We start from the raw sequence: 12,633 nt of genomic DNA on the forward strand, positions 1-12,633 counted from the left end.
ATGGGAGGCTTCAGGTCTCGTTCCGAATCCGCCCGCAGCGGCGAGGGACAGCGCAAGAAGGCGACGGGCTATCAGCAGCGCCGCCCCGAGCACAAGCAGCGAAAGAGCAGGTCGCGCGGCTCCGGCGACAAGGTGCGCGACGTGGTTTTCGGCGTGCTGCGCGATGTAACGGTGGACGGTGCCTTCGGCAACCTCGCGCTACCTAAGGCGCTGCGGGAGGCGGGCATCAAGGGTCGTGACGCCGCATTTGCGACCGAGCTAACCTATGGCACGCTGCGGGCGCGGGGGTTGCTCGACGCGATCATCGAACACGCGGCCGGGCGCAAGATCGAGAAGATCGACTCGGTGGCGCTGGACGCCCTGCGGCTGGGCACCTACCAGATCCTGCGCACGCGAGTGGAGAACCACGCCGCGGTGAACACCTCGGTGGAGTTGGTGAAAGCCTTCGGAGCAGGCCAGGCCTCCGGGTTCGTCAATGGCGTGCTGCGCGCGCTGACGCGTAAGAAGCCGGAGACGTGGATCGAGCGCGTAGCTCCCAGCGACAGCCTGGCCGACCTAGCTCTGCGCAACGCGCACCCCGAGTGGATCGCCGAGGTCTTCGCGGAAGCGCTGGGCGTGGATCCCGCGACTGATGCCGGCCGCGCCGAGCTCGAGGGCGCCCTGGCGGCCGACGACGCCCGCCCGATCGTGCACCTGGCCGCCCGCCCCGGACAGATCAGCGGCGAGGAACTGGCGCTGATCACCGGCGGCACGGAGGGCAAGTTCTCTCCCTATGCGGTGTACCTGGACGAGGGCGCCCCAGGCGAAATCGCCCCTGTACGCGAGGGGATGGCCAGCGTGCAGGACGAAGGCTCCCAGCTGATCGGCCTGGCGACCACGCGCGTTCCCGTCGCCGACAACCTGCCCGCCCGTTGGCTGGACCTGTGCGCCGGCCCCGGCGGCAAGACCGCATTCATCGCCTCAGTGGCCATGTCGGAGCAGGCCACCGTGGACGCGATCGAAATCGCCGCGCACCGCGCGAAGCTGATCGAGCAGACAACCCGCGACCTGCCCGTGCGCGTGCACGTCGGCGACGGCCGCAAGCTGGAGGCCATCGATGGCCTGGAAGCTCCGGAGGGCGGTTTCGCGCGTGTGCTCATCGACGCGCCGTGTTCTGGCCTGGGCGCGCTGCGCCGCCGCCCGGAAGCCCGCTGGACCAAGGATCCGCAGGACATCGCCCCGCTGGTCACGCTGCAGCGCGAGCTGCTGGTCAGCGGGCTTGCAGCCACTGCCGCCGAGGGCGTGGTCATTTACTCCACGTGCTCGCCGCACCCTAAGGAAACCTCCGAGGTCGTCCGCTCCGTCGCCGCCCGCACGGGCGCGGAGATCCTGGACGTCACCGAGTTCCTACCCGAATTGGCAGAGACGAACACCTCCCAGACCTCGCCGTTTGTGCAGCTCTGGCCGCACATCCACGGCACGGACGCGATGTTCTTCGCCGCCCTGCGCCCCGCCAGCAATAGCCCGAGCACAAGCACAAACCAATAGTCCACTAGTGAGGAAGCCCATCCCATGTCCAATCCCCGCACCCCGCTGATCGCCCCGTCCATCCTCGCCGCCGACTTCGCCAACCTGGCCCAAGAGGTTGCCCGCGTGCCGAACGCCGACTGGTTGCACATCGACGTGATGGACAATCACTTCGTCCCGAACCTCTCCTTCGGCCTGCCCGTGGCCAAGTCCCTGCTGCCGCACACGGACAAGCACCTGGACGTGCACCTCATGATCGAGAACCCGGAGAAGTGGGCGGAGGACTACGCCGACGACTTCCAGTCCGTGACCTTCCACCTGGAGGCCGTCGCGGACGTCGATACCGCCATCGCTCTGGCCGATAAGCTGCGCGGTCACGGCACGATGGCGGGCATCTCCATCAAGCCCAACACCCCGGTGGAGCCGCTGCTGGACCACCTGGATCGCTTCGACCTCGTGCTCGTCATGAGCGTGGAGCCCGGCTTCGGCGGCCAGAAGTTCATGCCGGAGGTGCTGGATAAGGTCCGCGCGCTGCGCAGCCGAATCGATGCCGACGGCCTGGATACCCTCATCGAGATCGACGGTGGCATTGGGGCTGAGACCGCCGCCGAGTCCGCCGCAGCGGGCGTGGACGTGTTCGTCGCTGGTTCCAGCGTGTTTGGCAAGCCGGACCCCGCCGCGGCGGTCGATGAGATCCGCGCCAGCGCCAAGTAGCTCTATGGATCTTTCTCTTTTTTCTGACGCCCACAGTCTCGGCTGGCAAGCAGCCCAGTTAGCCAGCCCGAATCCGCCGGTCGGCGCGGTGATCGAGGATTCCTCCGGGCAGGTGGTGGGGCGCGGGTACACGCAGGCCCCCGGCGGCGCGCACGCGGAGGTCGGCGCCCTGCGACAGGCCGGCGAGAAGGCCCGGGGCGGCAGGGCGATCGTCACCCTGGAGCCCTGCAACCACACCGGCCGCACCGGCCCGTGTGCAGAGGCCCTCATCCGCGCCGGCATCCGGCGGGTGGATTTCCTCTTCGCGGATCCGAACCCCGCCGCCGAAGGTGGTGCCGCCACGCTCCGCGCCGCGGGCGTGGAGGTACACGGCCCCTACCTGCCGCATCCGACGGCCAGCGACGCGGCGCAACTGCCCGCGTGGTCGGAGGTATATAGCGTGGAACCCTGGCTGATTGCCGAGGCCCTGCAGCGCCCGCACGTGTGCCTGAAAATGGCCTCCACGCTGGATGGCCGGGTGGCCGCAGTGGATGGAACCAGCCAGTGGATCACCGGCGAGCCAGCGCGCGTGGCGGTGCACGAGGATAGAACCCGCCGCGACGCGATCCTGGTGGGCACCGGAACCATTGCGGCGGATAACCCGCGGCTGACCGCCCGCGATGCCGACGGCCAGCCCTTCGCCGAGGAGTTGCAGCCGCTGCGAGTCATCATGGGCACCAGCGACATTACCGCGGACGCGGCGGTGTTCGCCACGCCCGGGCGCGCCCTCCACCTGCAGACCCGCGACGTGCACGAAGTGCTGGCGGAGCTCTGGAAGCGCGAGGTACGCACCCTGCTGGTGGAAGGCGGAGCTCAAGTAGCCGCAGCCTTCATGAAAGCCGACGTGGTGGACGAGGTTCAGTACTACGCGGCCCCGGCGGTATTGGGGGCGGGGGTGGCGTCACTAAGCGATAGCGAGAACCGCCTCGGCCAAACGATCGGGGACATCCGCCGCTTCGTCCCGCGTGAGCTGCAGGTTTTCGGCCAAGACCTGCGCTGGACGCTCACCGCGCCCGGGCGTACCCCCTGATACTGGGATCCGCCCACAGTGGGATAATGTGTATGTAATCACATATACAAAATTCAAGGAGCGCGTATGTTCACCGGGATCATCGAGGAGGTCGGGCGGGTAGCCGCGATCGAAGAAGCCGGGGATTCTTTAAGGATGCGCTTCACGGCGCCGGGTGTGCTGGAGGACGCCAAGCGCGGCGATTCCATCGCCATCAACGGCGTGTGCCTGACCGTGGCCGAGCTTTCGCCCGAGGAGTTCACTGCCGATGTGATGCAGGTGACGCTGGACTACAGCGCGCTGGGCAGCGTTTCCGTCGGCGACCGGGTGAACGTGGAACGCGCCATGGCCAGCGGCCAACGCTTCGGCGGACACATCGTGCAGGGGCACGTGGACGGCACCGCGACCTTGCAGGAGCGCCGCCCCTCGGAGCACTGGGAGGTGTTCCGCTTCCAGCTGGAGGATCCCCAATTGGCCCGCTACGTGGCCAAGAAGGGTTCCGTGGCGATCAACGGCACGTCGCTGACCGTGGCGGAGGTGGCGGAAGTGGCCGAAGCAGGCGGGTCTGGCTCCGCCGATGCATGGTTCGAAGTCTCCCTGATCCCGACCACCCTGGCGGACACGATGCTAGGGGACCTGAACCCGGGCGATACGGTGAATGTGGAATGCGACGTACTGGCGAAGTACGTCGAGCGGCTGGCACAGCACGGCGCGCAGGATAATCAGTAAAAGGCATAAAGGGCACCAATGAGCACGAGCGAAACTAGCGAACCCCAAGACATCAAACTGGATTCCGTAGAGCGCGCCATCGCCGACATCGCGGCGGGCAAGGCCGTAGTGGTCGTCGACGACGAGGACCGGGAGAACGAAGGTGACCTCATCTTCGCCGCGGAGCTGGCCACCCCGGAGCTTATGGCCTTCATGGTGCGCCACAGCTCCGGCTATGTGTGCGTGGGCATGGATAGCGCCGACTGCGACCGCCTGGGCCTGCCGCCGATGGTGGCCCGCAACGAGGATGTGCGCGGCACTGCCTACACCGTGACTGTGGATGCCGCCGAGGACGTGGATACCGGCATCAGCGCCACCGACCGCGCCCGCACCGTGCGTCTGCTGGCTGATCCCAAGTCCACCGTCGCCACCTTTAACCGCCCCGGCCACGTGGTGCCGCTGCGTGCAAAGCGCGGAGGCGTGCTCGTGCGACAGGGGCACACGGAAGCAGCGGTGGACCTGGCCCGCGCGGCGAACCTGGCGCCCGCCGGCGCACTGTGCGAGATCGTCTCTGAGGAAGATCCCACGACCATGGCCCGCCTGCCGGAGCTGCGCCGCTTCGCCGACGAGCACGACCTGGCCCTGATCAGCATCGAGCAGCTGCAGGACTGGCGCCGCCACCACACCCAGACCCTCGAGCGCGCCGTGGAAACCCGCCTGCCGACCGTCCACGGCAACTACCGGGCCATCGGCTACGTCAACATCATCGACGGCACGGAGCACGTGGCTCTGGTCAAGGGCGATGTGAGTGCAGCCAGTGAGGCCCCGGTTCCGGTGCGCGTGCACTCCGAGTGCCTGACCGGCGACGTCTTCGGTTCCCGCCGCTGCGACTGCGGGGACCAGCTTTCTGCCGCCCTGGACTATATCGAGGCGAAGGGCCGGGGAGTGGTCATCTACCTGCGCGGCCACGAAGGCCGGGGCATCGGCCTGCTGCCGAAGCTGCGCGCCTACGTGCTGCAGGACGAGGGTCTGGATACCGTCGACGCAAACCTGGAGCAGGGTCTTCCGGTAGACGCCCGCGAGTACAGCGCCGCCGCGCAGATCCTCAAGGACCTGCAGGTTCAGTCGGTCGCACTGATCTCCAACAACCCGGACAAGATCCACGACCTGGCCAGCCACGGCGTGAACGTGACCAAGCGCATCCCGGTGGAGCTGAATGCCAACGAGGACAATGTGGTGTACCTGCGCACGAAACGCGACCGCATGGGCCACCAACTCGATACCCTGGACTAGAACCCACTAAAAGAAAGAAGGAGCCCCGCAACCGTGGCACACAACGGAGTCGCCGACGTCCAGCTCAAGGCCGGTTCTGCCTATGGCATGACCGTGGCCGTCATCAGCGCATCCTGGAACGCCGACATCACCGACCAGCTGCACGAGCACTCGATCGCCGCCGCCAAGGAGGCCGGCGCACAGGTCTCGGAGTGGCGGGTCGCCGGGGCACTGGAGCTGCCGGTTGCCGTCGCCGCGGCATGTAAGCGTTTTGACGCCGTAGTGGCGAATGGCTGCGTAATCCAGGGGGAGACCGAGCACTTCCGCGTGGTCTGCGATGCGGTCACCTATGGCCTGACGCGCGCGGGCATGGACTCGGGCACGCCCGTCGGCAATGGCGTGCTGACCGTCGATACCCATGAGCAGGCGGTGGACCGTGCGGGTGGCGTCGATGCGAAAGAGGACAAGGGGCGCGACGCAGCGGTCGCCGCTATCCACACCGCGCTGGTGCTACGCCAGATCGAGCGTGGCGTTTAGGGTCTACCACCCCGGACAGAGTAGGGTGGATTGCCGTGAGCGATAAGGAGAATTGGGAGCTGGAAGTATCCTCGCCCTTCTTGAAGAAGCTGGCGTGGATCCTGGTCGTGCTGATCATGGCGGTGCACATCTTCATGGCCATCGTCGTGGCCGTGGGGGATACCGGTGTGACGGTGACGAAGGCCGACCAATGGGGGTTCATCGGCATCGGCCTGGTCTTCTCTTTCGTGGCGCTTTCCCTGCTTCGCCCGCACGTCAAGGTGAACAGTGAGGGCGTGGAGGTGCGCAACATCGTGAACGGGCAGTTCTACCCGTGGGAGATCATCCACGGGCTGTCCTTCCCACAGGAGGCGAAGTGGGCGCGCCTGGAACTGCCCGACTTCGAGTTCGTGCCGATGATGGCGCTGAACATTTACGACAAGCAGCTGATCGCCCAGCGTGTAGAGGACTTCCGCCAGCTGGAGGACCGCTACATGCCTTTCGATGACTAGCGTTTCCTACCGCCCCGAACCCGGCAGCATCCCCACCGACCCGGGGGTTTATACCTTTCGGGACGCCCACGAGCGCGTCATTTATGTCGGCAAGGCCAAGAACCTACGCGCCCGGCTGTCTAACTACTTCCAGGACCTCGACCAGCTGCACCCGCGCACCCGCGCGATGGTGCAGTCCGCCAACCACGTGCAGTGGACGGTGGTCTCCAGCGAGCTCGAGGCCCTGAACCTGGAGTACACCTGGATCAAGCGCTTCAACCCCCGGTTCAACGTGATGTATCGGGATGACAAGACCTATCCCATGCTGGCGATCAGCGTGAAGGAGCAGATCCCGCGCGCATTCATGTACCGCGGGCCCCGGCGCAAGGGCGTGCGTTACTTCGGTCCATACCCCAAGGCGTGGGCTATCCGGGAGACCCTCGAGTCGCTGACGCGCGTGTTTCCGATCAGAACGTGCTCGGCTGGGGTGTATAGGCGTCACGAAGCATTGGGAAGACCCTGCCTACTGGGCTACATCGATCGCTGCAGTGCCCCTTGCGTGGACAAGATCACCCCGGAGGGTCACCGCGCGCTGGTGGATCAGTTCTCCAGCTTCCTGGCGGGCAACACGGAACCCGTGCTGCGCAGGGTGCGCAAGGAGATGGAACAGGCCAGCGAAAACCTGGACTTTGAACGCGCCGCATCCTTGCGCGACCAGCTACAGGCCATGCAGAAATCCATGGAGCGGCAGGCGGTGGTGTTCTCCGACAGCACGGATGCCGACCTGATCGCCTTCGTGGCCGACGAGCTAGAGGCCGCGGTGCAGATTTTCCACGTCCGCGGCGGCCGCATTCACGGCCAGCGTGGCTGGGTGGTCGAGCGCGAGGACTTGAGCGAGGAGAAGCTGGTCGCGGACTTCATCACCCAGTTCTACGGCGAGACGGCGGAGCTGGCGAAGGCGACGGAAACCCAGGTGGGCGGCGCCTCCGGCCCGGAGGTGGACCGGGACCTGGCGCGCGCCATCAACCCGGCCGCCGCACAGGACCTGGGCGACCTGGTGGGCGACGTTCAGGTCACGCCCGTGCCCCGCGAGATCCTGGTTCACGCGATGCCGGAGGATTCCGAGGACCTGGCGGCGTGGCTGACGAGCCTGCGCGGCTCCAACGTGCAGATCCGCGTGCCGCAGCGCGGCGACAAGAAGGCGCTGATGACCACCGCGGAGACCAACGCCACGCAGGCCCTGGCGCAGCACAAGTTGAAGCGTGCGGGTGACATCACGGCTCGCTCGGCGGCGCTCAAGGAGCTGCAGGAGGCGCTGTGGATGGACGAATCCCCGCTGCGCATCGAGTGCACCGACATCTCGCACATCCAGGGCACCGACGTGGTGGCCAGCCTGGTGGTCTTCGAGGACGGCCTGCCAAAGAAGGCCGACTACCGCCGGTACAAAATCCGCGACGCGGCGGGTGATGGGCACTCCGACGACGTCGCCAGCATCGCGGAGGTCGTGCGGAGACGATTTAAGCGCTATCAGCAGGATAAGTCCGCGGTGCCCGCGGGCGATGATGCGGGCGATCTGCTGGAAGGTGAGACGGAGCTGGAAGACAGCGCCCCGGAAGGCACAGACCCAGCAGCCGAGAAGCGCAAGTTCGCCTACCCGCCGCAGCTATTCATCGTGGACGGCGGCCTGCCGCAGGTAAACGCCGCCCAGGAGGTGCTCGACGAGTTAGGCGTGAACGACGTCACCCTGGTGGGCATCGCCAAGCGCCTGGAAGAGATCTGGGTGCCGGGGGAGGAGTATCCGATCATCGTGCCCCGCAACTCTCCCGCGCTATACCTGGTGCAGAACCTGCGCGACGAGGCGCACCGCTTCGCCATCACGTTCCACCGCCAGCAGCGCAGCGCCCGCATGCGCCGCAGCAAACTGGACGATATTCCAGGGCTGGGACCGAAGCGCCGCAAGCAGCTGGTCAAGGAGTTTGGCTCGGTGGCGAGGGTCAAGGAAGCCAGCGTGGAGGACATTGCCGCGCTGCCGGGCTTTGGCCCCAAGTTGGCGCAACTCATTCACGACGCGCTGAATGCTGGGTAGGATCGGGGACATGAGCGCATCAACGCAGCAAGAGCCCAGTTTGATCCTTATTACGGGCATGTCTGGGGCGGGGCGTCGAGCCACTGCCGCAGCCCTGGAGGAGCTCGGGTGGTACGTCGCAGACAACCTCCCGCCCGAGCTCATTGTGCGCATGGTCGAGCTCAGTTTCTCTGAGGATTCGCCGATCGAGAAACTGGCGATCGTCACCGACGTGCGCTCCCGCGACTTCGCCGGCAACCTGACCAGCGTGCTGCACGACCTGCACACCGGGGGTCGGCGCCCAACGGTGCTGTACCTGGATGCCACCGACGAGGCGCTGATCGCCCGCTTCGACGCGGTTCGCCGCACCCACCCGCTGCAGCAGAAGGGCACGCTGCAGGACGGCATCGACCGGGAGCGCGAGATGCTGACCAGCATCCGCGAGCGCGCCGACATTGTGTTGGACACGACCAACCGCAGCATCCACGATCTGCGCCGCGAGCTGGAGAAGTTCTTCGCCGCCGCCGACCACTCGAGCGTGCGCATCAACGTCCAGAGCTTCGGCTTTAAGCACGGTCCGCCGAAGGACATCGACATGTTGCTGGATGCTCGCTTTTTGCCGAACCCTTATTGGGATCCGGAGCTGCGGCCTTTTAGAGGTATTGACGCCCCCGTCTCCGACTTTGTGCTGTCTCAGCCAGGCGCGCAAACGTTCCTCGACCACATCGTCGGGCTCATCCATTCTGTGCTGCCGGGCTACCGCAAAGAGGGCAAGTTCTTCGTCTCCGTGGCCATCGGCTGTACGGGTGGCCACCACCGCAGCGTGGCAATTGTCGAAGAGCTGACGCGCCGCCTGGCCGACGACGGCGTGCTGGTGAACCTGTCCCACCGGGACCTGGAACGTTAGGAAAGGGGGCTGGAGACCAACCATGAGTACTTCCGAGAAGCCCGGCAAGCCCATTGCGAACATCGCCTGCCTCGGCGGCGGGCACGGGCTGTTTAACACGCTGCGTTCGGCGCGCACCATCGCCGACTATGTTTCCGCCATCGTGACAGTTGCCGACGACGGCGGCTCTTCCGGCCGCATCCGCCGCGAGCTGGGCTCGCTTCCGCCGGGCGACCTGCGCATGGCGCTGGCGGCTTTGACCAGGGACAACGAGCGCGGTCGCATGTGGGAGGAAGTCCTCCAGCACCGCTTCGGTGGCTCCGGGGCACTGAAGGGCCACGCGCTCGGCAACTTCCTCATCACAGGCCTGGCGCAGGTGATGGGCAGCGAAATGGAAGCCCTCGACGAGATCGGGCGCCTGCTGGGCATCGAGGGGCGCGTGATCCCCATGAGCAACGAGCCGCTGGATCTCGAGGCAGAAGTGCTGGGGCTCGAAGAGGATCCCCGCGAGGTCGTGGCCGTCCGTGGCCAGGTGGCCGTTGCCTCCACCCTCGGCGAGGTGCGCCGCGTGAAGCTGTACCCGGAAAACCCGCCGGCATCGAAGGAGGCCGTGGAGGCGATCCTGAACGCCGACCTGGTTTCCATGGGTCCGGGATCCTGGTTCTCTAGCGTCATCCCGCACCTGCTGGTGCCGGAGATCGTGGACGCGCTGAACCAGACGAAGGCCGTCAAGGCGCTGGTGCTCAACCTGGTCCCGGAACCGGGGGAGACCGCAGGCATGTCCTTGGAGCACCATATCCACATGGTGCGGCAGCACTGCCCAAGCCTGCAGATTGACGTTGTCATCGTCGATCTGTCAACGATGCCAGTGGCCAGCACTCGGCGTCATATCGATAGAGCCGCAGCGGCACTCGGCGCCAAAGTCATCTACCGCGACGTGCGAGAGGACGACAACCGGGGGCGCTGGACCGACCGACACAACCCGCAGAAGCTGGCGGCCGTGTTGCGCGAGGTATCAGGGGGCGTGAAGGACCTGCCCGAGCGGGAATAGTTTTCCCGGCTATAATCAGATGCTTTGAGCACTGATTGCATACGACCAATCGGGACAAGAGACACAAGAAAGGAAGCCCGTGGCACTGACGGCCGATGTGAAGGCAGAGCTAAACCGAGTTCTGGTGACCCGCCACGACGAGATGACCGCCGAGGTCGCCAGCCTGCTGCGCTACACGGCCGCCCTGCACCTGGTGGGCAAGAAGATCGTGGTGGAATCCGAGGTCGACTCGGCAGAGACCGCCCGGCGCCTGACCGACATGGTCGAGCAGCTGTACAAGATCGAGCCGGAGCACCAGATCATCGGCGCCGGCAACCTACGCCGCCGACCGCGCCACGTTCTGCGCTGGACCGAGGGCGGCATGGAGCTGGCCCGCCGCACCGAACTGATCGACCGCGTGGGCCGGCCCGTTCGCGGCCTGCCGCGCTTCATCATCGGCGGCACCTCGGAACAGTGCGTGGCGGCCTGGCGCGGCGCCTTCCTGGCTCACGGCTACATCACCGACCCGGGGCGCTCCTCGGCGCTGGAGGTACAGACGCCCTCCAACGAAGCCGCACTGGCGCTGGTGGGAACCGCCCGCCGCATCGACGTGACGGCCAAGACGAAGGAGGCTCGGGGAGTCAATCGCGTGGTCATCCGCGACGGCGATTCCATCGGACGGCTGCTGATGTTGATGGGCGCCCAGGAGACCCGCGAGGTTTGGGAGAAGCAGCGCCGTACCCGGGAGAATCGGGCGAAGGCCAACCGACTGGCCAACTTCGACGACGCCAACCTGCGCCGCAGCGCGCGTGCCGCCGTGGCCGCCGCGGCCCGCGTAGAGCGCGCCCTGGAGATCCTGGAGAACGACGTGCCTCAGCACCTGGCCCAGGCCGGTCAGCTGCGCGTGGAGCACAAGGAGGCTTCCTTGGAGGAGCTCGGCCGCCTGGCGGAACCGCCGATGACGAAGGACGCGGTGGCGGGCCGCATCCGCCGCCTGCTGTCTATGGCGGACAAGCGCGCGGAGGAGCTGGGGCTGCCGGATACACACTCCGCGGTGACCTCTGAACTGTTTAACGACGTGGACTAGTACCCCCGTCCCAAAAGGGTTAGTAATCCCTGCGAAGCTGGTGGGGCGCAGGTACTCTCGGAAGTGTCGGCGTGAGGGTCGAGGGCTTGGTTTATTGAGCCGTGGGCCTTGGCGTCTAGATCGAAGTAAATGTAGACGCTCTGTTTAGGAGATCAACTTATGACTATCCGTGTTGGCATTAACGGCTTTGGCCGCATCGGCCGCAACTTCTTCCGCGCTATCCGTTCCCAGGGCGCTGACATCGAGGTCGTCGGCATCAACGACCTGACCGACAACAAGACCCTGTCCGTGCTGCTGAAGAACGACTCCGTGATGGGTCGCCTGGACGCAGAGGTCGAGTACGACGACGAGTCCATCACCGTCGACGGCAAGCGCATCGCCGTTTCCGCTGAGCGTGAGCCGAAGAACCTGAAGTGGGGCGAGCTGGGCGCGGACATCGTCATCGAGTCCACCGGCTTCTTCACCGACGCTGAGGCTGCCAAGGCTCACATCGAAGCCGGCGCCAAGAAGGTCATCATCTCCGCCCCGGCGAAGAACGAGGACGCTACCTTCGTCGTCGGTGTTAACCACACCGATTACGACCCGGAGAACCACCACATCATCTCCAACGCATCCTGCACCACCAACTGCCTGGCTCCGCTGGCCAAGACCCTGGACGAGGAATTCGGCATCGTCAAGGGCCTGATGACCACCGTCCACGCTTACACCGGTGACCAGCGCCTGCACGACGCTCCGCACAAGGACCTGCGCCGCGCCCGCGCCGCAGCCGTGAACCTGGTTCCGACCTCCACCGGTGCTGCAAAGGCCGTCTCCCTGGTTCTGCCGCAGCTGAAGGGCAAGCTGGACGGCTACGCAGTCCGCGTTCCGGTTATCACCGGCTCCCTGACCGACCTGACCTTCGAGGCTGAGAAGCCGGTCACCGTCGAGGCCGTGAACGCTGCGCTGAAGAAGGCTGCCGAGAACGAGCTGAAGGGCATCGCTAAGTACTCCGACGACGCTCCGCTGGTCTCCACCGACATCGTCGGCGACCCGCACTCCTCCGTCTTCGACTCCGGCCTGACCAAGGTCATCGACAACCAGGTCAAGGTTGTCTCCTGGTACGACAACGAGTGGGGCTACTCCTGCCGCCTGGTCGACCTGGCCACCTACGTCGGCGAGCGCCTCTAAGTCGCTTACCGGCCGAAAGTCCTCTTTAGGACGATTTAGGACAATGACGGGTTCGGCTCCGATCGCCGCACGTTAGCGCGTCGCGCCGATCGAGTCGACCCGTTTTCTCTTATTCATACAAACCCGCTTTAACCCCATAAGAA

The 12,633-nt window shown here is 65.9% G+C and carries 12 protein-coding genes; all 12 read left to right on the forward strand.

Annotated elements, in window-relative coordinates; translation table 11 throughout:
• Positions 1 to 1,527, forward strand: a complete 1,527-nt coding sequence (locus MHX52_RS00665; protein ID WP_239316017.1) for an RsmB/NOP family class I SAM-dependent RNA methyltransferase — start codon at positions 1 to 3, stop codon at positions 1,525 to 1,527.
• 24 nt (positions 1,528 to 1,551) lie between these two features.
• Complete coding sequence (gene rpe / locus MHX52_RS00670; RefSeq protein WP_239316019.1) at positions 1,552 to 2,220, forward strand: ribulose-phosphate 3-epimerase; 669 nt, start codon at positions 1,552 to 1,554, stop codon at positions 2,218 to 2,220.
• A gap of 4 nt (positions 2,221 to 2,224) precedes the next feature.
• A complete protein-coding gene (ribD, locus tag MHX52_RS00675) occupies positions 2,225 to 3,289 on the forward strand; it encodes a bifunctional diaminohydroxyphosphoribosylaminopyrimidine deaminase/5-amino-6-(5-phosphoribosylamino)uracil reductase RibD (RefSeq protein WP_239316021.1) in 1,065 nt (354 codons plus the stop codon).
• A 66-nt stretch (positions 3,290 to 3,355) separates the two neighbouring features.
• Positions 3,356 to 3,997, forward strand: a complete 642-nt coding sequence (locus tag MHX52_RS00680) for a riboflavin synthase (protein ID WP_239316023.1) — start codon at positions 3,356 to 3,358, stop codon at positions 3,995 to 3,997.
• A gap of 18 nt (positions 3,998 to 4,015) precedes the next feature.
• On the forward strand, positions 4,016 to 5,269 hold the full coding sequence (locus MHX52_RS00685; RefSeq protein WP_239316025.1) for a bifunctional 3,4-dihydroxy-2-butanone-4-phosphate synthase/GTP cyclohydrolase II: 1,254 nt from the start codon (positions 4,016 to 4,018) through the stop codon (positions 5,267 to 5,269).
• 87 nt (positions 5,270 to 5,356) lie between these two features.
• Positions 5,357 to 5,785: a 6,7-dimethyl-8-ribityllumazine synthase gene (gene ribH, locus MHX52_RS00690; RefSeq protein WP_080561529.1), complete on the forward strand. Its 429-nt coding sequence runs from the start codon at positions 5,357 to 5,359 to the stop codon at positions 5,783 to 5,785.
• Between the two features lie 35 nt (positions 5,786 to 5,820).
• On the forward strand, positions 5,821 to 6,276 hold the full coding sequence (locus tag MHX52_RS00695) for a PH domain-containing protein (protein WP_011273578.1): 456 nt from the start codon (positions 5,821 to 5,823) through the stop codon (positions 6,274 to 6,276).
• Complete coding sequence (gene uvrC / locus MHX52_RS00700; protein WP_239316027.1) at positions 6,269 to 8,341, forward strand: excinuclease ABC subunit UvrC; 2,073 nt, start codon at positions 6,269 to 6,271, stop codon at positions 8,339 to 8,341. The genes MHX52_RS00695 and uvrC overlap by 8 nt, the downstream gene beginning before the upstream one ends.
• 10 nt (positions 8,342 to 8,351) lie before the next feature.
• On the forward strand, positions 8,352 to 9,227 hold the full coding sequence (rapZ, locus tag MHX52_RS00705) for an RNase adapter RapZ (RefSeq protein WP_035003866.1): 876 nt from the start codon (positions 8,352 to 8,354) through the stop codon (positions 9,225 to 9,227).
• A 22-nt stretch (positions 9,228 to 9,249) separates the two neighbouring features.
• The gene (yvcK, locus tag MHX52_RS00710; protein ID WP_035003868.1) at positions 9,250 to 10,257 is read left to right on the forward strand and encodes a uridine diphosphate-N-acetylglucosamine-binding protein YvcK; all 1,008 of its coding nucleotides are present in this window, start codon (positions 9,250 to 9,252) and stop codon (positions 10,255 to 10,257) included.
• Positions 10,258 to 10,336: 79 nt separating this feature from the next.
• Complete coding sequence (gene whiA, locus MHX52_RS00715; protein WP_035003872.1) at positions 10,337 to 11,323, forward strand: DNA-binding protein WhiA; 987 nt, start codon at positions 10,337 to 10,339, stop codon at positions 11,321 to 11,323.
• Positions 11,324 to 11,482: 159 nt separating this feature from the next.
• The gene (gene gap / locus MHX52_RS00720; RefSeq protein ID WP_005294824.1) at positions 11,483 to 12,490 is read left to right on the forward strand and encodes a type I glyceraldehyde-3-phosphate dehydrogenase; all 1,008 of its coding nucleotides are present in this window, start codon (positions 11,483 to 11,485) and stop codon (positions 12,488 to 12,490) included.
• Positions 12,491 to 12,633: the final 143 nt, after the last annotated feature.

The organism is Corynebacterium sp. ACRQJ, from assembly GCF_022346045.1.
Classification (GTDB): domain Bacteria; phylum Actinomycetota; class Actinomycetes; order Mycobacteriales; family Mycobacteriaceae; genus Corynebacterium; species Corynebacterium evansiae.

Bases quoted from the DNA above. Each gene is read 5' to 3' on its own strand.
- MHX52_RS00685 (WP_239316025.1), top strand. From the start codon at position 4,016: ATGAGCACGAGCGAAACTAGCGAACCCCAAGACATCAAACTGGATTCC.
- ribD (WP_239316021.1), top strand. From the start codon at position 2,225: ATGGATCTTTCTCTTTTTTCTGACGCCCACAGTCTCGGCTGGCAAGCA.
- uvrC (WP_239316027.1), top strand. From the start codon at position 6,269: ATGACTAGCGTTTCCTACCGCCCCGAACCCGGCAGCATCCCCACCGAC.
- rpe (WP_239316019.1), top strand. From the start codon at position 1,552: ATGTCCAATCCCCGCACCCCGCTGATCGCCCCGTCCATCCTCGCCGCC.
- yvcK (WP_035003868.1), top strand. From the start codon at position 9,250: ATGAGTACTTCCGAGAAGCCCGGCAAGCCCATTGCGAACATCGCCTGC.
- MHX52_RS00680 (WP_239316023.1), top strand. From the start codon at position 3,356: ATGTTCACCGGGATCATCGAGGAGGTCGGGCGGGTAGCCGCGATCGAA.
- gap (WP_005294824.1), top strand. From the start codon at position 11,483: ATGACTATCCGTGTTGGCATTAACGGCTTTGGCCGCATCGGCCGCAAC.
- MHX52_RS00665 (WP_239316017.1), top strand. From the start codon at position 1: ATGGGAGGCTTCAGGTCTCGTTCCGAATCCGCCCGCAGCGGCGAGGGA.
- ribH (WP_080561529.1), top strand. From the start codon at position 5,357: ATGACCGTGGCCGTCATCAGCGCATCCTGGAACGCCGACATCACCGAC.
- rapZ (WP_035003866.1), top strand. From the start codon at position 8,352: ATGAGCGCATCAACGCAGCAAGAGCCCAGTTTGATCCTTATTACGGGC.